The organism is Curtobacterium sp. MCBD17_034 (genome assembly GCF_003234515.1).
In the GTDB taxonomy this organism is placed as follows: domain Bacteria; phylum Actinomycetota; class Actinomycetes; order Actinomycetales; family Microbacteriaceae; genus Curtobacterium.
In genome coordinates this window covers 69,661-91,695 of the sequence record NZ_QKTN01000006.1, presented here as the reverse complement: position 1 = coordinate 91,695, position 22,035 = coordinate 69,661, and the positions used below count along the sequence as shown (strand labels likewise).

The 22,035-nt window shown below is 73.8% G+C and carries 18 protein-coding genes; 8 read left to right on the top strand and 10 right to left on the bottom strand.

The features are described from left to right. Positions 1-49: 49 nt before the first annotated feature. Entirely contained in the window at positions 50-409 is a 360-nt protein-coding gene (locus DEI92_RS11930) for a Sec-independent protein translocase TatB (protein ID WP_111010849.1), read from the top strand. A 110-nt stretch (positions 410-519) separates the two neighbouring features. On the opposite strand, the gene DEI92_RS11925 is transcribed toward DEI92_RS11930, so the two are convergent. Genes DEI92_RS11925 through DEI92_RS11915 form a run of 3 tightly spaced genes read right to left on the bottom strand, consistent with a single transcriptional unit; the run spans position 520 to position 3,620 of the window. Then, positions 520-1,701 carry an Mrp/NBP35 family ATP-binding protein gene (locus tag DEI92_RS11925; RefSeq protein WP_111013641.1) on the bottom strand — a complete coding sequence of 394 codons (1,182 nt, stop codon included), beginning with the start codon at positions 1,699-1,701 and terminating at the stop codon, positions 520-522. After that, entirely contained in the window at positions 1,694-2,239 is a 546-nt protein-coding gene (locus DEI92_RS11920; RefSeq protein ID WP_111013692.1) for a DUF1003 domain-containing protein, read from the bottom strand. The genes DEI92_RS11925 and DEI92_RS11920 overlap by 8 nt, the downstream gene beginning before the upstream one ends. 52 nt (positions 2,240-2,291) lie before the next feature. Further along, positions 2,292-3,620 (bottom strand): magnesium transporter MgtE N-terminal domain-containing protein, encoded by a 1,329-nt coding sequence (locus tag DEI92_RS11915; RefSeq protein ID WP_111010847.1) that lies wholly within the window; start codon positions 3,618-3,620, stop codon positions 2,292-2,294. A 68-nt stretch (positions 3,621-3,688) separates the two neighbouring features. On the opposite strand from DEI92_RS11915, the gene DEI92_RS11910 reads away from it, so the two are divergent. Further along, entirely contained in the window at positions 3,689-4,558 is an 870-nt protein-coding gene (locus DEI92_RS11910) for a general stress protein (RefSeq protein ID WP_111013640.1), read from the top strand. Positions 4,559-4,600: 42 nt separating this feature from the next. Here the strand turns inward: DEI92_RS11910 and DEI92_RS11905 are convergent, their stop codons facing one another. Both DEI92_RS11905 and DEI92_RS11900 read right to left on the bottom strand, forming a co-directional pair. Continuing rightward, the gene (locus DEI92_RS11905) at positions 4,601-5,086 is read right to left on the bottom strand and encodes a GNAT family N-acetyltransferase (protein WP_111013639.1); all 486 of its coding nucleotides are present in this window, start codon (positions 5,084-5,086) and stop codon (positions 4,601-4,603) included. A 30-nt stretch (positions 5,087-5,116) separates the two neighbouring features. Further along, entirely contained in the window at positions 5,117-6,595 is a 1,479-nt protein-coding gene (locus DEI92_RS11900) for an aminopeptidase P family protein (protein WP_181434879.1), read from the bottom strand. Between the two features lie 93 nt (positions 6,596-6,688). Here DEI92_RS11900 and DEI92_RS11895 point away from each other — a divergent pair, with 93 nt between their 5' ends. Continuing rightward, on the top strand, positions 6,689-7,564 hold the full coding sequence (locus DEI92_RS11895) for a PHP domain-containing protein (RefSeq protein WP_111010843.1): 876 nt from the start codon (positions 6,689-6,691) through the stop codon (positions 7,562-7,564). An 87-nt stretch (positions 7,565-7,651) separates the two neighbouring features. Here the strand turns inward: DEI92_RS11895 and DEI92_RS11890 are convergent, their stop codons facing one another. After that, positions 7,652-9,202, bottom strand: a complete 1,551-nt coding sequence (locus tag DEI92_RS11890) for a DEAD/DEAH box helicase (protein ID WP_111013637.1) — start codon at positions 9,200-9,202, stop codon at positions 7,652-7,654. 119 nt (positions 9,203-9,321) lie between these two features. On the opposite strand from DEI92_RS11890, the gene DEI92_RS11885 reads away from it, so the two are divergent. Then, the gene (locus DEI92_RS11885; protein ID WP_258368670.1) at positions 9,322-10,035 is read left to right on the top strand and encodes a ferritin-like domain-containing protein; all 714 of its coding nucleotides are present in this window, start codon (positions 9,322-9,324) and stop codon (positions 10,033-10,035) included. Between the two features lie 101 nt (positions 10,036-10,136). Here DEI92_RS11885 and DEI92_RS11880 read toward each other — a convergent pair whose 3' ends face one another. Both DEI92_RS11880 and DEI92_RS11875 read right to left on the bottom strand, forming a co-directional pair. Beyond that, a complete protein-coding gene (locus DEI92_RS11880; RefSeq protein ID WP_111013635.1) occupies positions 10,137-10,439 on the bottom strand; it encodes a hypothetical protein in 303 nt (100 codons plus the stop codon). Positions 10,440-10,452: 13 nt separating this feature from the next. Continuing rightward, entirely contained in the window at positions 10,453-10,677 is a 225-nt protein-coding gene (locus DEI92_RS11875; RefSeq protein WP_111010909.1) for a DUF3107 domain-containing protein, read from the bottom strand. Between the two features lie 103 nt (positions 10,678-10,780). Between DEI92_RS11875 and DEI92_RS11870 the strand changes: the two genes are divergently transcribed. Beyond that, the gene (locus DEI92_RS11870) at positions 10,781-13,984 is read left to right on the top strand and encodes a UrvD/REP family ATP-dependent DNA helicase (protein WP_111013634.1); all 3,204 of its coding nucleotides are present in this window, start codon (positions 10,781-10,783) and stop codon (positions 13,982-13,984) included. Further along, on the top strand, positions 13,981-17,271 hold the full coding sequence (locus tag DEI92_RS11865; protein ID WP_258370186.1) for an ATP-dependent DNA helicase: 3,291 nt from the start codon (positions 13,981-13,983) through the stop codon (positions 17,269-17,271). The genes DEI92_RS11870 and DEI92_RS11865 overlap by 4 nt, the downstream gene beginning before the upstream one ends. A 3-nt stretch (positions 17,272-17,274) precedes the next feature. Here the strand turns inward: DEI92_RS11865 and DEI92_RS11860 are convergent, their stop codons facing one another. Continuing rightward, the gene (locus DEI92_RS11860) at positions 17,275-18,276 is read right to left on the bottom strand and encodes a phosphotransferase (protein ID WP_111010838.1); all 1,002 of its coding nucleotides are present in this window, start codon (positions 18,274-18,276) and stop codon (positions 17,275-17,277) included. Between the two features lie 147 nt (positions 18,277-18,423). On the opposite strand from DEI92_RS11860, the gene nudC reads away from it, so the two are divergent. Both nudC and DEI92_RS11850 read left to right on the top strand, forming a co-directional pair. Continuing rightward, positions 18,424-19,359, top strand: coding sequence for an NAD(+) diphosphatase (nudC, locus tag DEI92_RS11855; RefSeq protein WP_111013633.1), 936 nt, complete (start codon positions 18,424-18,426; stop codon positions 19,357-19,359). Positions 19,360-19,430: 71 nt separating this feature from the next. Beyond that, the gene (locus tag DEI92_RS11850; RefSeq protein WP_111013632.1) at positions 19,431-21,146 is read left to right on the top strand and encodes an ATP-dependent helicase; all 1,716 of its coding nucleotides are present in this window, start codon (positions 19,431-19,433) and stop codon (positions 21,144-21,146) included. Here the strand turns inward: DEI92_RS11850 and DEI92_RS16560 are convergent. Further along, positions 21,037-21,996, bottom strand: a complete 960-nt coding sequence (locus DEI92_RS16560) for a hypothetical protein (RefSeq protein ID WP_181434877.1) — start codon at positions 21,994-21,996, stop codon at positions 21,037-21,039. The two genes, DEI92_RS11850 and DEI92_RS16560, sit on opposite strands and share 110 nt — an antisense overlap. Positions 21,997-22,035: the final 39 nt, after the last annotated feature.

Sequence of the window (22,035 nt, the reverse complement as noted above, 5' to 3'; positions counted from 1 at the left end):
CCATCAACTCTACGGGTGACCTGACCGCCGGAGGCGTTACCCTTCTCCCGTGTCCATCTCGTTCGACAAGATCCTCGTCATCGGGATCATTGCCGTGTTCCTGTTGGGCCCGCAGCGACTCCCGATGTACGCGCAGAAGCTCGCGCAGTTCGTCAAGATGCTCCGCGGCCTGGCCGACACCGCGAAGACCCGCATGCGGGACGAGATGGGGCCGGACTTCGACGACATCGAGTGGCAGAAGCTCGACCCGCGACAGTACGACCCCCGGCGCATCATCCGTGACGCGCTGTTGGCCGACTCGGTGGGCGAGACGCCGCAGCCGATCACCCCGCCGGCGGTCCGGGCGACCGCGCCCGTCGAGACCCTCGAGGCGGGCGAGGCGGCGCCGTACGACGGCGAAGCGACCTGACCCGAGCCTCCCGACGCCGGGACGCACCGCTCGCTTCCGGTCGAACCGCGTGATCCCGGTGTTCGACCGGAATCCAGCGGTGCGACCGCGCCGACGCCCCGACGAGCGGGTCACCGCACGCCGAGCCCGAGCTTCCGGCCCGCCAGACCGCGGCCCATCGCGACGAGACGGTCCGCGACGGCGGTGAGCGCCACGGCAGCGGGGTCCTCGGGGTGAGCCGCGACGACCGGGACACCGGCGTCCCCGCCCTCGCGCAGCGCCACCGACAGCGGCACGCTCCCGAGCACCGGCACGGGCTCGTCCTGCCCGACGGACAGCCGTCGGGCGGTCTCGGCACCGCCGCCCGACCCGAAGAGCTCGAGGACGCTGCCGTCCGGCTGCACGAGGCCGGCCATGTTCTCGACGACACCGACGACCCGCTGACCGGTCTGGCGCGCCACGACGCCGCTCCGCTCGGCGACGTCCGCCGCCGCCGCCTGCGGTGTGGTGACGACGAGGACCTCGGCGTGGGGCAGCAGCTGCCCGACCGAGATCGCGACGTCACCGGTGCCGGGCGGCAGGTCGAGGAGGAGGACGTCGAGGTCGCCGAACCACACGTCGGTGAGGAACTGGGTGATCGTGCGGTGGAGCATCGGCCCGCGCCAGGCCACGGCCGTCGAGGCGTCGTCGACGAACATCCCGATCGAGACGACCTTCACGTCGTGGGCCACCGGCGGCAGGATCATGCTGTCGACCCGGGTCGGCCGCGGCGCCCGCCCACGCTCGTCGGTGAGCCCGAGGAGGCCCGGCACGCTGAACCCGTGCACGTCCGCGTCGAGGACGCCGACGCGCAACCCACGGCGGGCGAGCGCCACCGCGAGGTTCACGGTGACGGTCGACTTGCCGACGCCGCCCTTGCCGCTCGTCACGGCGACGACGCGGGTGAGGGTCTCGGGGGTGAACTGCACCCCGCGCGGACGCCCCGCGCGCAGCCGCTCCGTCAGGGCCGACCGCTGGGCCGGGGACATCACGGACACATCGACGACGACGTCGGCCACGCCGGGCACGCTCGCGGCGGCCGCGCGGACGTCGCGCTCGATGGTGTCGGCGGCCGGGCACCCCACGATCGTGAGCTGCAGGTCGACCCGCACCGTGCCTCCCGGCTCGGCGTCGACACTCCGGACCATGTCGAGTTCGGTCACCGGCCTGCGGATCTCCGGGTCGAGCACACGACCGAGCGCGGCCACGACGGCACCCGCGAGCGCGACGTCGCCGGTCGTCGCGGGTCGGCCGGGAGGCGCGACCTCAGCCATGCAGACCGCTCGCCGCCGTCTCCTGTCCGGCCTTCGCGGCGGCGTCGGCGGCGTCGGACGCCGCCGCTGCGGCCGCGGCGGCCGCTGCCTCGTCGCGACGATCCAGTTCCTCGAGGAGCGACCGGAGCTCGGAGCGGATGAAGTCCTTCGACGCCATGTCCCGGACGGCCAGGCGCAGCGCGACGACCTCGCGGGCGAGGTACTCGGTGTCCGCGAGGTTCCGCTCGGCGCGCTGCCGGTCCTGCTCGAACTGCACGCGGTCGCGGTCGTCCTGCCGGTTCTGCGCCAGCAGGATGAGGGGTGCCGCGTACGACGCCTGCAGTGAGAGCACGAGCGTCAGCGCGGTGAACCCGATCGCCGCGGAGTCGAACTGCCAGGCCGCCGGGGTGAGCGTGTTCCAGCCCATCCAGACCACGACGAACAGCGTGAGCCCGACGAGGAACCACGGCGTGCCCATGCCGCGGGCGATCGCCTCGGTCAGTCGGCCGAAGGCGTCCCCTCGGCCGCGGCGTCGGCTCGGCAGCACCCGCGTCCGCATGCCCTTCGGCGAGTCGAGGCGGAGCTCGTTGCGGTCGGTGCGGCGACGGTCGTCATCTCGTGCTCGTGCCACCTGTGGTCCTCCTTCCGGCTGTCACCGGGGTCCTGCGCGTGCGTTGCCGTGGTCTGGAGGCCGGGCCGGAGGGCCCGTCCTGACTTCGCCAGTCATCCGGCAGGACGTGGTCGAGGACGTCGTCGATCGTCACCACCCCGACGAGACGGTGGGCGTCGTCGACGACCGGGACGGACACGAGGTTGTAGGTGGCCATGATCCGCGTGACCTCGGCCGCGCTGGCGTCGACGCGGACGGGCTCGAGCTGGGTGTCGACGAGCGTGCCGAGGCGCTCGTTCGGCGGGTATCGCAGCATGCGCTGGAAGTGGACGAAGCCGAGGAACCGTCCGGTGGGCGGCTCGTACGGCGGCAGGGTGACGCACACCGCGGCGCCGAGCGCGGGGGCGAGCTCGTGTCGGCGGATGAGTGCCAGACCCTCGGCGACGGTCGCGTCGGCCGAGACGATCACCGGTTCCGTCGTCATGAGCCCGCCGGCGGTGTCCGGCGCGTACTCGAGGAGCATGCGGACGTCGGAGGCCTCTTCCGGCTCCATGAGCTCGAGCAGGGCCTCGCTCCGCTCGTCCGGCATCTGCGCGAGGACGTCCGCCGCGTCGTCCGGCTGCATCTGGTCGAGGACGTCGGCCGCGCGGGCGTCCTCGAGGCCCGAGAGGATGGCGATCTGCTCCTGGTCCGGCATCTCCTCGAGCACGTCGGCGAGACGGTCGTCGGGGAGTTCGCCCGCGACCTCGAGTCGGCGCTCGGCGGGGAGGTCGAGCAGTGTCGAGGCGAGGTCGGCCGGCAGCAGGTCGGAGTACGCGGCGATGACGTGCTCGGCCGACTGGGACTCGCCGGGGAGCGTGTCCTCCTCGGTGACCTCGTTCCAGGACGCGAACGTCGTCGGGCCCTTGCCGAACGGCGAAGGGGTCGTCTTCGGCTTGCGGAGGAAGAGCTGCGCGACCTCCCAGTCACCCTGGCCGCGGTCCTCGATCGCGACGTCCTCGATCGTGGCGCGGACGCGGTCCCGCGTCACGAGCACCCGGCGACCGAGCATCTCGGCGATGACCCGGACCTCGCCCCCGCGCTGCTCGAAGCGACGCATGTTCACGAGCCCCGTCGTGATGACCTGTCCGGCGCCGATCGAGGTGATCCGGCCGATCGAGACGAAGATGCGGCGCTTGCCGGGGACCTCGACGATGAGCCCGACCACCCGGGGCGGATCCGCTCGGCGGTAGACGACGAGGACGTCACGGACGCGGCCCACGCGATCGCCCGCGGGGTCGAAGACGGAGCACCCGGCCAGGCGGGCGACGAAGACCTTCGTGGCGCTCACCCGTCCAGCGTAGTCGCTCGCACCTGGTTCACGTCGGGCGCCAAGGGTGCTGGTGGAAGATGCCCTGTGTGAGTACTCAGAGCCCGTTCGGTCGTCCCGGCGCCGCGTTCCCCACCCCACCGCGCGGCGACGTCCTGGGCACGTACCAGACGTACCCCGAGGCCCAGCGCGTCGTGGCTCAGCTCGCCGCGGCGGACTTCCCCGTCCGACAGGTGTCGATCGTCGGCAACGACCTCAAGACCGTCGAGCGGGTCACGGGCAAGCTGACCTACGGACGCGCGGCGCTCGCCGGTGCACTCAGCGGGTTGTGGCTCGGGTTCTTCTTCGGGATCGTGCTGACGCTGTTCTCCGGAGCGCCGGGCGGGTCGTTCTGGGCCGCCGCGCTCATCGGCGCCGCGTTCGGCATGCTCTACGGGGTCGTGAGCTTCTCGGTGACGCGGCGGCAGCGCGACTTCACGAGCGTGCACCAGGTCCTCGCCATGAACTACCAGATCATCGTCGACCCCCAGCTCACGATGCGGGCCCGGCAGCTGCTCGGTCAGCAGCAGGGCGGTTGGGCGGCGGGGCCCCAGCAGTTCGGCGGGCCGCAGTACCCCGGCCGACCGCCCCAGGGTGGGCACGGCCAGGCTCCGTACGGGCAGCAGCAGCCGCCGTACGGGCAGCAGCAGCAGCCGCCGTACGGGCAGGAGGGGCAACCGGGCGCCGTCCGGGCCGAGCGGCCGTCCGGACAGGAGGCCCGCCCCGGCCAGCCGGGCCCCCAGGCACCGGTGGACGAGCCGCCGCGCTACGGGGAACGGGTCAGCCCGACACCGACACCGACACCGACACCGACGCCGACGCCGACGCCCGCGCAGCCGGCATCCGACGACTCGGGCGACCACGAGGGCGCCGAGGACCGCGGCCACCAGGGCGGCCGGCGGGACGACCAGGCCGACTGAGCACGTGGACGGCGCGGGGCCAGCCGCAGGCGGGTCAGTCGGTCACGCCTCGGGGGCCGTCAGCACCTTGGCGTAGCAGACCGACAACGGAGCGCCGACGTACGGGCCGAAGTTCGCGATGCGGGTGAAGCCCTCGCGCTCGTAGAAGTGGATCGCCCGACGCTGCTCCGTCCCGGTCTCGAGGACGAGCGCCGGAGCCCCCAGGGCCCGTGCGGCGACCTCGAGCTGGGCGAGGAGCGCCGCGGCGACCCCGGTGCCGCGCGCCTCGGACCGCACGTACATGCGCTTGATCTCGACGACGCCGTCCTCGACCACCCGCAGTCCGCCGCAGCCGAGCGGCGCGCCGTGGGTGTCGCGGGCGACGAAGAACACCGCGATGGACTCGGCCGTGGGCTTCTCGCCGGGCTCGGTGTCGCGCCCGTACGTGCCGTCGATCTCGATGCGCTGGGCGGCGCGCAGGCGAACGGCGTCAGGGGCGTCGAAGTGCTCCGGCGCGATCGTGAACGGGCGCGTCTCGGGGGTGCTCACGGGCAGCAGGGTACCGGTCGACCTCTGGGCTCAGCGGCTCGCGACCCAGGCCTCGACGTCCGAGGCGGTGCGGGGGATGCCGACGGACAGGTTCTCCGCGCCGTCCTCGGTGACCAGGATGTCGTCCTCGATGCGGACGCCGATGCCGCGGAACTCCTCGGGGACGGTCAGGTCGTCCTCCTGGAAGTACAGGCCCGGCTCGATCGTGAACACCATGCCGGCCTCGACCGTGCCGTCGAGGTAGAGCTCGCGACGGGCCTTCGCGCAGTCGTGCACGTCGAGCCCCAGGTGGTGGCTCGTGCCGTGCACCATGTAGCGGCGGTGGTACTGGGCCTCCGGGCGCAGGGACTCCTCGGCGCTCACCGGGAGGAAGCCCCACTCGGCGGTCCGCTCGGCGATGACGCGCATGGCGGTCGCGTGGACGTCGCGGAAGGTGATGCCCGGGCGCACGATGGCGAACGCGGCGTCCGCGGCTTCGAGTACCGCGTCGTAGACCAGGCGCTGCACCTCCGTGAAGCGCCCGGAGACCGGCAACGTCCGCGTGATGTCGGCTGTGTAGAGGCTCTCGACCTCGACCCCGGCGTCGATGAGGATGAGGTCGCCCGGCGCGACGGCACCGTCGTTCCGGGTCCAGTGCAGGATGCAGGCGTGGGAGCCCGCCGCGGCGATGGTGTCGTACCCGACGGTGTTGCCGTCCGCCCGGGCGCGACGGTTGAACGTGCCCTCGACGATGCGCTCGCCGCGGGGGTGTGCCAGGACCGTGTCGAAGTCCGCGATGACGTCGTCGAACCCGTGCTTGGTCGCGGTGACGGCACGACGCATCTCGTTCACCTCGTACGGGTCCTTGACGAGACGCATCTCGCTGAGGTCGCGGGCGAGCACGTCGTCCGTCCCGGGCGTGTCGCTCGTGGCGTCGATCCCGCCCACCGCGACCCCGAGCCGGCCGTCGAGCGCCTCGGTGAACGCGGGGTCGGCGTCACGGACGAGGAGCGCGTCGGTGTCGAGCCGGTCCGCCACGTCGGCGAATGCGCCGAGATCGCGCGTCGCGATGCCGAGGTCCGCCGCGACCGCCTCGAGCGACGGGCGCGGTCCGACCCAGAACTCGCCGATCTCGGGGTTCGCGTAGAACTCCTCGGAGTCCCGGCCCGCACTCGCGCGGAAGTACAGGGTCGCGTCGTGGCCGTCGGCCCTCGGCGTCAGGACGAGGACCGACCCGACGACCGCGTCCGTGCCCCAGCCCGTCAGGTGGGCGAACGCGGAGTGCGGTCGGAACGGGTAGTCGCAGTCGTTCGAGCGCACCTTCGCCTGGCCGGCGGGGACCACGAGGGTCCGGCCCGGGTGCAGCGCCGAGAGCCGTGCCCGGCGCTCCGCAGCGAACGATGCCTGCTCGCGTGCGTCGGGCAGTGCGCGGTCGTGTTCCGCCCAGTTGGAAGCGATGTGGTCCTTGAAGGTCGAGGACCCGGGGGTCGTCGATCGGTTGCTCGTCGCGCGGGGAGTCGGCTCGGCCATGCTCACATCATCCCACCATGCGTCGCGCACCGACCCGGGCGCCGTGGGCGTCGATCGCCAGGGCACCGGGGAGTCCACGGCTAGCATGGCCGGGTGCCCGATCCCTTCATCGACCTGCACACGCACTCGAGCGTCTCGGACGGCACCGAGCGGCCTGCCGACCTGGTGCGTGCGGCATCGTCCGCGGGCCTCGACGCGTTGGCGCTGACGGACCACGACACCACGGCCGGGTGGGACGAGGCCATCGCGACGGCCCGGACGCTCCCGATGACGCTCCTGCCCGGGCTCGAACTCAGCACGCGGATCGGCTACCGGAGCGTGCACGTCCTCGGGTACCTCGTCGATCCCACCCACCCCGGACTCGTCGCCGAGACGCAGCGGATCCGCGAGGGCCGCGTCGATCGTGCGATGCGCATGGTCGAGCGGATCGCCCGCGACCACCCGGTGTCGTGGCAGGACGTCATCGCGCAGGCGAGCCCGGGTGCCACGATCGGCCGGCCCCACATCGCGGACGCACTCGTGGCCGCCGGGCTCGAGGCCGACCGCAGCGCGGCGTTCCGCGGCATCCTGCACCCCGCCGCGGGCTACTACGAGCCCCACGAGGCACCGTCGCCGCTGGCCGGCGTCGAGCTCATCCGTGCCGCGGGCGGGGTCCCCGTGATCGCGCACCCGGCGGCGTCGACCCGGGGGATCGTGCTCGACGAGCGAGCGCTCGAGGATCTCGTCGAGGCCGGACTCGGCGGGCTCGAGGTCGACCACCGCGAGAACCTGACGCACGGCAAGCGCGTCCTGCTCGACTGGGCGGACCGCTACGGGCTGTTCGTGACCGGCTCGAGTGACTACCACGGCACCGGCAAGCCGAACCGGCTCGGCGAGCACCGCACCGCCGAGCGCGCGTTCCGGACCATCGTCGCGTCCGCGACCGGTTCCGAACCGGTCGTCGGCGAGGGATCCCGACTCACCGTCTGACGAGCGAAGCGCGTCCGGCCGGGAGGCTGGACGCGCGTCGACGGGACCCGTCACGGTGGTCGTCGCCGGACGACCACCGTGTGCGGACTACTCGGCAGCCGGACCGCTCGCCGCGGACGAACTCGACGCGGACCCCGCGGACTCGCCGCCGGTGGCCGCCGCATCGGCGGCCGTCGTCCCGGCCTGACCACTGCCACCACGACGGCGGCGACGCCGACGCCGCGGCGAGCTGCCCTCGGGACCGGTCGTGCCGGCGGTGATCTCCGCCGCCTCCGGCTCCGCGCCGACCGCGTCGGAGCCCGCGGCGGGCGCACTCGTCGTGGTCGGGCCTCCCGACCGGGGGCGCGAGCGGGACCCGGACCGGCCGCCCTCGGAGCGGCCGCCCTCGGAGCGGCCGCCCTCGGACCGGCCGCCCTCGGACCGCTGCTTGGCCGGCGCGGCCGCGTGCGGGGACGAACCGGGCAGACGGCCCTTGGTGCCGGCCGGGATGTCGAGGTCGGTGTACAGGTGCGGACTGGACGAGTAGGTCTCGGTCGGCTCCGGCTGCCCGAAGTCGAGCGCCTTGTTGATGAGCGACCACTTGTGGAGGTCGTCCCAGTCGACGAACGTCACCGCGATGCCGGTCTTGCCCGCGCGGCCGGTCCGCCCGGCCCGGTGCAGGTAGGTGTCCGGGTCGTCCGGGATCGTGTGGTTGATGACGTGGGTCACGTCGTCGACGTCGATGCCGCGCGCTGCCACGTCGGTGGCGATGAGCACGTCCCGCTTGCCGGCCTTGAACGCGGCCATCGCGCGCTCCCGCTGCTCCTGGTTCAGGTCGCCGTGCACCGCCGCGGCGTTGAACCCGCGGTCCTGGAGCTCTTCCATCAGCCGGGCCGCGGCGCGCTTGGTCCGCGTGAAGACGACGGTCTTGCCGCGCCCGTCGGCCTGGAGGATCCGGGCGATCACCTCGTCCTTGTCGAGCGCGTGCGCCCGGTAGATGAGGTGCTTGATGTTCGCCTGGGTCAGGCCCTCGTCCGGGTCGGAAGCGCGGATGTGGATCGGCTTCGACATGAACCGCCGGGCCAGCGCCACGATCGGGGCCGGCATGGTCGCCGAGAACAGCATGGTGTGGCGCACCGCCGGGACCGACTGGAAGATGCGCTCGATGTCCGACAGGAACCCGAGGTCGAGCATCTTGTCGGCCTCGTCGAGGACGATCTCCTGCACGTGGCCGAGGTCGAGCACCCGCTGCCGGTGGAGGTCGATGAGGCGACCCGGCGTGCCGACGACGATCTGCGCGCCGTCCTTGAGCTGTTCGATCTGGCCCTCGTACGCCTTGCCGCCGTAGATCGCGGCCAGTTTGACCGGACGGTTCGACGCGGCGAGCTCGAGGTCCTCGAACACCTGGACGGCGAGCTCGCGGGTCGGGACCACGACGAGCGCCTTGACGCCCGGCTCGGGGTCGTGCCCGAGCCGTTGGATGAGGGGGAGGCCGAAGCCGAGCGTCTTGCCCGTTCCGGTCTTGGCCTGGCCGATGATGTCCTGGCCGGTGAGTGCGAGCGGGATCGTCTGCTGCTGGATCGGGAAGGGCTCCGTGATGCCCTTGGCCGCGAGCGCGTCGACGATGTCCTGCTCGATGTCGAGATCTGAGAAAGTCAAAGAGTTCAACCCTGTTCGTTGTCGGGGAGTCCGCTCAGTCTACCGTTCTGCGCATTTCCGCAGTTCGGGACGCTGGCGGACTGGGGATGGGGCACGAGCGCGGCCCCTATGCTGGTCCGGTGGTGTCGTGGTGGAACCGGAGACGCGCGCGTCTCGCGGCGAGCTGGCTGGCGTCGCGGAACCCCCGCGCGGCCGCGTCCGTCGAGCGGCTCCAACTCGACGACGTCTCGCCCGAACTGACCGTCTACCTGGGCCAGGCCGCGTACCTGCAGCTGTCGTTGTACGAGGCCATGGGGCGGGCCGGTGCCTCGGCGCCGACCATGTCGGGGCGCCTCGTCACGGGCGTGCTCGCCACGACCGCGCTCGATCGGCACCGCGCCATCGTGGCCGAGATCGAACGGTCCGGACACGAGCCGGCGGAACTCATGGAGCCCCACCGCGAGGCCATCGACGCGTTCCTCAGACGGACGGCCGGTGCGGACTGGGCGGAGTCGATCCTCACCGGTTACGTGACGGCCGGGATCCTCAACGACCTGTTCGCGAACCTCGCCCGGTCGCTGCCGACGGACGTCCGGAACCGCTTGCGTGGGGTGTTCGACGCACGCGAGGAGCCCGCGGTCGTCGAGGAACTGACGGCGGACATCGCCCGCGACCCGCTCGTGGCCTCGCGCCTCGCCATGTGGGGGCGGCGCCTCGTCGGTGACACGCTGCTCGTGGCGCGGTCGGCGCTCGCCTCGCACGCCCGTGAGGACGAGGAGCGCCTTGAGCCGGTGTTCACCGAGCTCATCGCGGCCCACACCCGGCGGATGGACGCCCTCGGGTTGACCGCCTGAGCCGAACCGGGTGACCGGACCCGGTGCGGATCCCGGACCCGGTCCGGGTCTCCGCTCCGGAGCGTGGTGCTCCCGGCCGCCCGGGCCTCCCGGCCGATGCGTCAGGAAGCGGTACCGACGGTGCGGAGGCGCTCGAAGAACGCGGCGTCCGCGCGCTCCCGCCGGCGCCCGACCGACCACGCCGTCACCAGCGCGACGACGCCGGCGACCACGAGCGTGACCACCCAGATCCAGGGTTCGCCGTACGACCACCCGGCCCAGGTGAGGGCCTCCCACAGCACGCCCGCGACGGCCCCGCCCACGGCGGGGGCGAGGAACACGCCCCGCGTCACGTGCCACGGCACGACGATCTGCGCGAACAGGCCGGTCAGGATCCCGCCGAGCACGGCGAAGAGGAGTTCCATGTGGACCGAGGGGTCAGGCGACGAAACCGATGCGGCGCGACTCCTCGGAGCCGACCTCGACGTACGCGAGGGACGCGACCGGGACGATGAACCGTCGGCCCTTGTCGTCCTGGAGCGACAGGTGCGTGGCGCCCGAGGAGAGCGCGGCCGACACGGCCTGCTCGATGTCGGCGGCCGTCTGCTTGGTCTCGAAGGCGATCTCACGCGGGCTGTTGGTGATGCCGATCTTGATGTCCACGAGCACAGCGTATCCGAGGGCCCAGGGGCGGGCTCCGGCGTTCACCCACAGCGCACATGCGCGCCGTCCCGGTGGTGTCGGCGGCCCTCGGTAGCGTGACGGCGTGCCGACCGCGACCTCGACGACCAGTGCGCCCCGCCGTGCAGTCCTGCGCGACGCCGGGCTGACCGGTCGCGGGCGGGCGGGTGCCGCGGTGGTCGTCGCCCCGGTCCTCCTGGACCCCGCGCAGCGGTCCGTGCTCGCGCTGCCGCACGACACGTGCGCCGCCGTGATCGGTGCGCCGGGCACGGGCAAGACCACGGTGCTCGCGCAGCTCGTCGCCCACCTGCTGTCCGAGCCCGGCGGCGTCAGCGCCGACGGGTACACGAGCGTCCTGACCCTGACGTCGTCGCGTCCGGCCGCCACCGCCCTGCGGGACCGCCTGGCGGCGGCCGCGGACCGCGTGGTGCCCGGCGCGCTCGCCCGGACCGTGAACTCGCTCGCCTTCCAGGTCGTCACGCACGCCGCAGCGCTCGTCGGGCAGGAGGCCCCGACGCTGCTGACCGGTGGGGAACAGGACGCGGTCCTCGCCGACCTCATCGCCGGGCACGCCGTTGACGGCACCGGCCCGGCCTGGCCCGATCCGATCACCCCTGCCGTCCGCGAACGTGCCGGCTTCCGGACCGCGCTGCGCGACGTCATGATGCGCACGGTCGCCGCCGGGATCGAGCCCGACGACATGCGCGAGCTCGCAGGCGACCACGGGCGCCCAGAGTGGGCGGCCGTCGGGGACCTCGTCGACGAGTACCGCGCGGCGGTCACGGCGTACCGCGAGACCGCACTCGACGCGGCGGAACTCGTGGCGTTCGCCACCGCGGCCGTGGCGCGGGGCGAGGTGCCGCCCGCGGTCGCCGCGCTCCGCCACGTCCTCGTCGACGACGCCCAGGAACTCGTGGAGGGCGAGGTCGCGTTCCTCGGTGCGCTCGCCCGACGGGGCGTGCGGATCGTCGCCTTCGGCGATCCGGACATCGCCTCGAGCGCGTTCCGCGGCGCCGAGCCCGACGTGCTCGGCCGCCTGGCGGTCCGGCTCGGCGTGCCGGCCGTGCACGAGGTCGTGCTCGACACCGTCCACCGACACCCGCCCGCGATCCGGGCGCTCGTGAGCGCCGTCACCGCCCGGATCGGTGCTGCGGCCGCGGGGCGGCAGCGGGTGGCGGCCGCCGCGGGTGCGGACGACCGGGCCGACGCCGTGGTGCACCTGGAGGCCCCGAGCCGCGCCGGCCTCGTGGCCGCCGTCGCCCGTCGGTTGCGGGAACACCACCTGTTCGACGGCGTGCCGTGGGAGCGCATGGTCGTCGTCACGCGGAGCGGGGCAGCCGTGCCGGACCTCGTCCGCGCCCTGGCCGTTGCCGAGGTCCCCGCCACCGCCGCGAGTGCTCCGGCGCGCCCGCGGGACGACGTCGCCGCTCGGGCGCTCATCGACGCGGCGGCGGTCGCCCTCGGGGTCCACGCGCTCGACCCCGCCCTCGCCACCGCGTTCGTGTCCGGGCCACTGGGCGGCCTCGACGCCCTCGCGGTACGGCGGCTGCGGCTCGCCCTGCGCCGCGAGGAGCTCGCCGCCGGGGGCACGCGTCCCGCGGACGACCTGCTGGTCGAGGCGCTCTCCGGCCCGGACCGCTTCACGACGATCGACGCGGGCTTCGCGCGCCGAGCCGGACGCCTCGCGGCGAGCCTCGAGCGGGCGCGCCGCGATGCCGCCGGGGGCGCCAGCATCGAGGAACTGCTCTGGGGGCTGTGGGAGCGCAGCGGACTCGCCCGCACGTGGGGCGGGCAGTCGGCCGCCGGCGGTGTCGGCGCGGCCGAGGCGGACCGGCATCTCGACGCGGTGGTCGGTCTGTTCACGGCGGCGAAGCGGTTCGTCGAACGCACACCGGACGCCCCGGCGCGTGTGTTCGTGGACGACCTGCTCGGCGCCGACCTGCCCGAGGACACGATCGGACCCGACCGGACCGCCGGCCGGGTCCGCGTGGTGACGCCGCTCGCGACCATCGGGGTGGAGTGCGACGTCGTGGTGGTGCTCGGACTCCAGGACGGCGTGTGGCCGAACACCCGCGTCCGTGGCAGCTTGCTCGACCCCGACGGCCTCGTCCGGGCCGCCGCCGGGATCGAGCGCACACCGACCGACGAGCGCGCCGCCGTGGTCGCCGACGAGCTGCGGCTGTTCGCCAGGGCGGTGTCCCGCGCGACGACCCAGGTGGTGCTCGGCAGCATCGCCAACGACGACGAGGCTCCGAGCCCCTTCCTCCGGCTCGTCCCGGTGCCACCCGACCGCACGCCGAACCCCCACCCGCTCTCGCTCCGGGGCATGGCCGGGTCCCTGCGCCGACGGGTCGTGACCACCGGCGATCCGGAAGCCGCATCGGCCCTGGCACGCCTGGCGGCGGAGGGCGTCCCCGGGGCCGATCCGGACGAGTGGTACGGCATCGCCGAGCCGAGCACCGACCGACCCCTCGTCGACCTGACGGCGGAACCGGTGGTGCCGGAGGACGGCGGGGTGGCCGTGCCCCCGACCGTCGCCGTGTCGCCGTCGCGCATCGGGACCTTCGAGGAGTGCCCGCTGCACTGGTTCGCCCAGTCCTTCGGCGGTGGCGCACCGAGCCCGGCCATGGGCATCGGGACGATCGTCCACGACGCCATGGAGCACGCGACCGACGTCGACGTCGAGTCGCTCTGGCGCCGCGTCGAGGACCGGTGGTCCGAGCTCGTGTTCGAGTCCGACTGGATCGCCGAGCGGGAACGCGCTCGGACGCGGCGGATGATCGAGGGTCTCAGCGACTACCTCCGCACCGCTGCTGCCGCCGGCCGTCGCGTCCTCGGTGCCGAGGCGTCGTTCGTGCTGGTGACCGGCCCCGCTCGCCTCCGTGGCAGCATCGACCGGATCGAGGAAGCGCCCGACGGCACCGTCAGCGTCGTCGACCTGAAGACGGGGACGACGATGCCGGGCAAGTCCGCCATGCCGGAGCACGCACAGCTGGGTGCGTACCAGCTCGCGCTCGCCGACGGGGCGGTGGAGGGCCTCCCGGCCGACGTGCCCGTGTCGGACGCGCGGCTCGTGTTCGTCGCGAGCGGGCAGGGCGGGCACGGGTTCACGGAACGGATCCAGCCCGCGTTCGACGACGACGCCCGCGCGTCCTACCGGGAGCGCCTGCACACGGTCGCCGAAGGCATGGCGGGGCGGGTGTTCGTCGCCCACGTCGACGACCACTGCGAGCGCGCCCGCACCGGTGTCGAGTGCCGGATCCACGTCGTCGGGGAGGTCACCTGGTGACGGGCGCCCCCGCCGCGGAGCAGGACCGGCACGCCGAGGTCGCGCCGACGGCATCGGCGGACGCGGCGGTCCCGTCGGCTGCGATGCACGCGGCGGCCCGCCCTGCGGCGCGGTACTCGGCGGACGCGATCGCCGACGCCCTCGGGCGGCCTCGCCCCACCGACCAGCAGCGCGCCGTGATCGAGTCGCCGCTCGCGCCGGCGCTCGTCGTGGCGGGCGCGGGGAGCGGGAAGACCGAGACCATGGCCTCCCGGGTCGTGTGGCTGCTCGCGAACGGCGCGGTGCGCCCGGACGAGGTGCTCGGCCTGACCTTCACCCGCAAGGCCGCCGGTGAGCTCGGCGTGCGGATCAACGACCGGATCGCCGCGCTCGAGGGCGCCGGGCTGATCGAGCCCGCCGACGCCTTCGAGGCCCCGACGGTCTCCACCTACAACGCCTTCGCGAACGCGGTGTTCCGCGAGAACGCCCTGCTCGTCGGGCGTGACGGCGAGTCGCAGGTCCTCACGGAGCCGTCGGCCTGGCAGCTCGCGCGACGCGTCGTGGTCGCCGCGCAGGACGACCGCCTGGCGGGTCTGGGCCGGAACGTCGACACCGTCACCGCGGCGCTCGTCGCCCTCAACGGCGCGATGAGCGAGCACCTGGTCGACCCGGACCGGCTCCGTCGCTTCGCGGAGCAGTTCACCGCGCTGCTCGAGCTCCCCGCCACCCGGGGCAAGCCGTCGGCCGCGCTGGTCGGGACGGTGCCGGCCGTCGGCGGACTCGCGCCGCTGGTGGACCTGGTCGAGACGTTCCGACGCCAGAAGACCGAGCGGGGCTTCGTCGAGTTCTCCGACCAGATCGCCCTCGCCCTCGCCGCGGCCGAGGCGGCACCGCGCGTCGCGGACGACCTGCGCGCCCGCTACCGGGTCGTGCTCCTGGACGAGTACCAGGACACGTCGGTCGTCCAGACCCGGTTCCTCGCGCGGCTGTTCCGCGGGCACCCCGTCATGGCCGTGGGTGACCCGCACCAGTCCATCTACGGGTTCCGCGGGGCGAGCGCGGCCAACCTCGCACGGTTCCCCCGGGACTTCGGCGCGGACGACCCATCGCCCAGGACGTACGCGCTCTCGACGAGCTGGCGGAACCCCGTGTCGGTGCTCGTCGGGGCGAACGCCCTCGTGGCGCCGCTCACCGAGGCCGCGCGCGTCCGCGTCGAGGAACTCAGCCCCCGACCGGGTGCGGAGGTCGGCACGGTCGAGGCACGGTTCCCCGAGACCCTGCCGGAGGAAGCCGCTGCGGTCGCTGACTGGTTCGCCGCCCGCCGGGCGGCGCGACGCGGCACGTCGATGGCACTGCTGCTCCGGGCCCGGAAGGACCTCGCGGCCTTCACCGCGGCGTTGGGTCACCGCGAGGTGCCCTACCGCGTGCTCGGCACCGGCGGCCTGCTCCAGCGGCCGGAGATCGTCGACCTCGTGGCCTGCCTGCGGGTGCTGCACGACCCGTCCGCCGGCAACGAGCTCATCCGCCTGCTCACGGGCGCACGCTGGCGCATCGGTCCCGCCGACGTCGTCGCCCTGCAGCGCGTCGGCCGGTGGCTGTTCGAGCGCGACCACACGCACGCGCGTCTCGACCCCGCGGTCGCGGACGCGTTCCGGGGCTCGGTCGCGGCCGGCGAGCACGGGTCGCTCGTCGACGCCCTCGACTTCGTCGCGACCGCACCCGACGAGCACGGGGCGACCGCCGACATCAGCGCCGAGGGGCGACTCCGGATGCGGGCGCTCGGTGCCGCACTCGCGGCGCTCCGCGCCCGCGCCGGCGGTGACCTGGTCGACTTCGTCACGCTCGTGGTGCAGGAGATGCGGCTCGACGTCGAGGTCGCGGCGCACGAGCAGGGCGCGTCCGACCACCTCGACGCCTTCCTCGACGAACTCGCCGGGTTCGTGGCGACGGACGACCGAGCCGACCTCGGCTCGTTCATCGGCTGGCTCGACGCGGCCGCGCGCCGCGACGACATGGGGCCGCGGAGCGAGGAGCCGGAACCCGGCACCGTCCAGATCCTGACCATCCACGGGGCGAAGGGGCTCGAGTGGGACGCCGTCGCGGTCCCGCGGATGGTGGAGGGCGCGCTGCCGGCCCGTCCGCAGGAGGGCTCGACCGGCTGGCTCGGCTTCGGGCGGCTGCCGTACGAGTTCCGCGGCGACGCCGACGAGCTCCCGCATCTCGCCTGGCGGGGTGCCGAGACCCAGAAGGCGGTCGCGGACGCGATCGCGACCTTCAAGGAGGCCGTCGGGCGCAGCAACCTCGACGAGGAGCGCCGGCTCACCTACGTGGCGCTGACCCGCGCACGGCAGGCGCTGCTCGTGACCGGCTCGTACTGGGGGACCGGCGTGCGCCCGACGGAGCCGAGTCGCTACCTCGCCGACCTCGTCGCCGCCGATGTGGTGGATCCGGACGCGATCCCGGCGGGGACCGAGTTCGACGAGAACCCGCTCGCCGACTCCGGCGCGACCATGCCGTGGCCCCACCTGCCGTTCGGCGAACGGGGCGCGCGTGTCCTGGCGGCCGCCGACCGGGTGCGGGCAGCGCACCCGGGTGCTGCCGGACGGTACGCGGCCGACCTCGACCTCCTGCTCGCCGAGCGACGCGCCGCTCACCGCGACCGGCACGTCGTGACCGTGCCCCACCGGATCCCGGCCTCGGGGTTCAAGGACTACCTGACGGAACCCGCCGCGGTCGCGGAGCGGCTCCGTCGCCCGATGCCGGAGCGGCCCTACCGGGCGACCCGCCTCGGGACCCTGTTCCACCAGTGGGTCGAGCGCCGGGCCCGGCCGTCGGGGTCGCTCGAGACCCTCGACGCCTGGGACGGCGAGCTCGACGCCGACGTCGACGAGCACGGCGGCACGGCCGCTGCCCCGTCCGACGACGACGCCCGGCGGCTCGCCGAGTTCCAGGCCACGTTCGCACGGTCCCGCTGGGCCGACCGCACCCCGGTCGAGGTGGAGCGCGAGATCCACATCCCGTTCCTGGGGCACAGCGTCGTGTGCAAGCTCGACGCCGTGTACGAGATCGACGGGCGGATCGAGATCGTCGACTGGAAGACGGGGCGCGCGCCGTCCGGGGCCGAGGACCTGGAGCGGCGGCAGCTCCAACTCGCGCTCTACCGCGTGGCGTACGCGGAGTTCACCGGACGGCCGGTCGAGGACGTCGACGCGGTCTTCTACTTCGTCGCGGACGACCTCGAGGTGCGTCCAGCGGAACTGCTCGACCGAGCCGGTCTGGAGCGCGCGTGGGTGCGTGCGATCGGCTGATCGTCAGGCGTGCCGACGCTCCGTCGACGACAGCAGCTGCTCCACCTCGGTGATCTCCATCGTGTCCGGCGACGCGGCCTGGAGCGGCTGGGCGAGGGGCGAGTGCACCACGTCGACGAGGCGGTGCATCATCGCGACCGCGTCGTCCACCACCTCGGTGCTCTTCACCTGGACGCCGTGCAGGAGCCACTGGGCGGTCTCGAGCTCGTGGTAGAGCCGCGCCCGTTGCGGCACCTGCCGGTCCCGGGCGCCGCCGCCGGCCGTGTAGGCGTGCATGACCGTCTCGAAGGCGGACGCGTTCCGTGCGCTGAGGACCCAGGCGAGATCTCGTGCCGGGTCGCCCAGCCGCAGCTCGCCCCAGCCGAGGACGCCGCTGACGTGGTCGCCCACGACGAGCACCCGATCCGCGGCGAGACCGCCGTGCACCACCGTCGGGGTGAACTGCCACAGCTGTTGGTCGCGCGCGGCGCCCTCCCACCGTTCCGTGAGCGCCGCCGGCACGAGCCCGGTGGCGACGGCCCGGTCCATCACCGACACCGCCGAGCGGAGGATCTCGAACGGTGTCAGCGACGGCAGTCCCGCGTCCGTCACGAAGCTCGTGGGGAGCGCGTGGACCGCGGCGATCGCGCCGCCCAGCGCGGTCGCCAGATCGGGTCGCTCGACGAGCGCGCCGAGGTCGACGTGCGTGCCGTCCACGTAGGTGGTCACGATCGCACGGGTCTGGCCGATGGGCGCCTGTCCGCGGTACTCCGGCACCGCGAACGGGAGGCGCGTCCGGATCCCGGTGCTCAGCGCACGGATGGCGACGAGGTCGGCCGACTGACGCCCCTCGGCTCGCTGGCTGCGTGGACGTCGGATGACGAGCTGCTCGCCCTCGGCGTCACGGAGGACCGCCGAGTCGTAGTCCCCGGCCTGCGCGGAACCGAGCGTCCGGGTGCCGGTGACCACGAGCCCCGGAACGGCCGTGGTGGCCAACGCCGCTAGAGTGAAGTGGGAACCCGCCATGTCCTCAAGGGTAGGTCGGTGCCCTGGTGTCGAACCGACGCCACGCTGTCTCCCGGACGATCATCGCCGCGCACTCGACGCGGCGGTCCCGCCTGGCGTCCCACCGTCTCGGCGTCCGCCCGGGCGCATCGCAGAGAGGACCGCATCGTGTCGCAGGAGTTCGTCGATCGTCTGCCGCTCGCCCGGAACGAGCTCGACCGCGACGGCGAGTACCGGGAGACACCGGACCTCGAGCGGCTGCTCCGAGCCGACCGCGAGACGCGGTTCCTGCCCGTCCGCCGCGCCGCGTTGCTGCGGGAGCCGGACGGTGTCCTGCGGTTCGTCGACGCGGCCGCGATCCCCGAGGGCACCACGCTGCTGTACCTGGGGCGCGCGCTCGCGGACGCCCCGGACGCACCGCGCGGTACGCGGTTCGTCGCGGCCTTCGTCGACGACGCCACTGCCACCGCGATCGAGCCGGACGACACGGCGTGGGAGAACCTCCGGATGTTCGGCACCGAGCTCTCGGCCCGTGACTCCGGCATCGCGGTCGAGGCCGTGGCCATGGCGAACTGGCACGCGGTGCACGGGTTCTCGCCGAGGACCGGCAGCGCCACGACGACCGAGCGTGGCGGGTGGGTGCGGCGCGACCCGGAGGGCCATGAGCACTTCCCCCGGACGGACCCGGCGATCATCGTGGGCGTCACCGACGGCGAGGACCGCCTGCTGCTCGGCTCGAACGCCGCCTGGGAGCCCGGCCGGTACTCGCTCCTCGCGGGCTTCGTCGAACCGGGCGAGAGCCTCGAGGACGCCGTGCGCCGCGAGGTCTTCGAGGAGTCGGGCGTCCACGTGGAGGACCCGGTCTACCTCGGATCCCAGCCGTGGCCGTTCCCCGCGTCCCTCATGCTCGGGTTCCGCGCTCGCGCCGTGGGCGGGGACGCCTCGACGATCCGGCCCGACGGTGTCGAGATCATGGACGTCCGCTGGTTCTCGCGTGCGGACCTCGCGGCGGTCGCCGGACGCTCGGTCCACCTGCCCGGTCGGACCTCGATCGCTCGCGCCATCATCGAGGACTGGTACGGAGCCGAACTCGACGTCCCCTGACGTCGATCGGCCCGGCGTCCCGGCGTCCCGCTGACGAGCCGGACCGAACCGCACGAGAGGGGAGATCGCCCATGGACCCCGAACGCCTGCTCGAGGCGCTCGACCCGGAGCAACGGACCGTCGCACGGCGCCTGCTCGGACCGGTGGCCGTCCTGGCGGGTGCCGGGACCGGCAAGACCCGTGCGATCACACACCGCATCGCGTACGGCGTGGCGACGGGGACGTACGCGCCGAGCCACGTGCTCGCGCTGACCTTCACGACCCGCGCCGCCGGCGAGCTCCGCGCGCGCCTCCGAGCACTCGGCGCCGGTCAGGTCGCGGCCCGCACCTTCCACGCGGCCGCCATGTCCCAGCTGAGCTACTTCTGGCCCGACACCATCGGAGGTCCGGCGCCGCGCATCGTCGAGTCGAAGGGCCGCCTCATCGCGCACGCGGCCGACACGATCGGCATGGGTGTGGACACCGCTGCCCTCCGCGACCTGGCCGCCGAGGTCGAGTGGCGGAAGGTGCAACGCCTGACACTCGAGGAGTACGAGGCCGCCGCGGCCGATCGCGCGATCCCGACCGGGACGACGCCGCGCCGGGTCGTCGACCTCATGCGTGCGTACGAGGACCTCAAGGACGATCGTCGGCAGCTCGACTTCGAGGACGTCCTGCTCGCGACGCTCGGCATGGTCGAGTCGGAACCGCGGGTCGCGTCGTACGTCCGGCAGCAGTACCGCTTCTTCGTCGTCGACGAGTACCAGGACGTCTCCCCGGTGCAGCACGACCTGCTCCGAGCGTGGCTCGGTGACCGCGACGACGTGTGCGTCGTCGGGGACGCCTCGCAGACGATCTACTCGTTCGCGGGTGCGTCGAGCCGGTACCTCCTCGGTTTCGGCACCGACTTCCCCCGCGCCTCGGTCGTCCGCCTCGAGCGGAACTACCGGTCGACGACCGAGGTCGTCCACGTCGCGAACACGCTCATGCGCGGGCAGCCGGGGGCGCTCGACCTGGAGGCCCGCACGGACGAGCCGGGGCACCCACCGGAGGTCGTCCCCGTCGCCGACGACGCGGCCGAGGCGCGCGAGGTCGCCCGCCGCGTCGCCGATCGCATCGCCGGCGGGGCGCGGCCGTCGGAGTGCGCCGTGCTGTTCCGCATCGGAGCGCAGTCCGCGGCGCTCGAGGCGGCACTCGGGCGCGCGGGTGTCCCGACGCGCGTGCAGGGCGGCCCACGGTTCTTCGACCGGCCCGAGGTGCGCCAGGCCGTGCTGCTCCTCCGGGGTGCGGCGATGAGCATCACGGACGAGCCGGTGACGAAGACCGTGTCCGACGTCCTGCGGTCCCTCGGCTGGGCCGCGTCGCCGCCCGATGCCGCCGGTGCGGGTGCAGTGCGCGACCGGTGGGAGGCGCTCCAGGCGATCATGGGCCTCGCTGAGCAGGCCGCGCCCGGCACCACTCTCCAGCGCTTCGCGGCGGACCTCGTCGACCGCGAGGCGACCCATCACGAGCCCGAGGTCGAGGCCGTCACGCTCTCCACCCTCCACTCGGCGAAGGGGCTCGAGTGGCCGCACGTGACGATCGTCGGGGCGTCGGAGGGCCTCTTGCCGATCTCGTACGCGACGACGGACGCCGAGGTCGACGAGGAGCGCCGCCTGTTCTACGTCGGGGTCACGCGGGCGCGGGCCTCGCTGACGGTCACGTGGGCGCGGCGGGGATCGGGGCGCGGAGGAGACCGTCAGCCGAGTCGTTTCCTGGCAGCGCTCGGCACGCGCACCGTGGATGCGGCAGCAGCGTCCGGCTCGTGACCGCGAGCGTCTCGCGGTCGACGAACACCTGCACGCCAGCCGCGTGACCGGTGGTGGCGTCCCGGTCAGCGGACGCGTCGCCGTCGCCGTCGCCGACGCCCTCGCCCTCGCCCTCGCCGTCGGTGACCGAGGTCGTGATCGGTCCGGCGGCCGTCCCGGTGCCCAGCCGGTCGAGCGCCAGGCGGCACGCGATCGCGGCCACCGCTGCCGCGCGGTGGGGTGACAACGGCGCGGCGCGTCGCCCCCACAGTTGTGTCGCGAGCGTGGGCCAGTGATCGTCCTCGTCCACCCGCGCGAGCTCGACGCAGTGCAGGCACGGACCGCGGTCCGGCTCGACGACGGGGCCGACCCGGACGCGCCCGTCGCCGACGACGACGGTGAGCTGCGGGAGGTCGCGGAGCAGCCACGCCGACCGCAGGGCGGGATCGAGGACGTGGTCCGCGACCGCCAGAGCCAGGTCGGCCTCCGGGGTCGCCGGTCCATGCGGTTCCCCCGCTGGAGGATCGGGCTGGGCCACCGTCACGCCCTCGCTGCGCAGGTGCCCCTGCAGCAGGTCGACGACCGGCCCGGATCCGTGGAGTTCGACGCACCGTCGGCGTGCGACCGGCCGGTCGACCAGCACGGGCGCGACCGCCGCGAGCACGCCGGCCGCCGCGGCCGGGCTGCACCGGGCCTGGGCGGCGAGAGCGGGGAGGGCCTCACGGCTCGTCTCACGCCGGAGGGACGTCAGGAAGCGCTCCTCCGCCACGGAGGCGACGGGGACCACAGCCCGTGGCGGATCCACCCCGATCTGCACCGTGTGCAGGTCGCGCCAGACGAACTCGAGCGACGGATCGATGCGGATGCCCATGTCCGGCAGTCTCGCCGGTGCGGGGCGGACGGTTCCCGG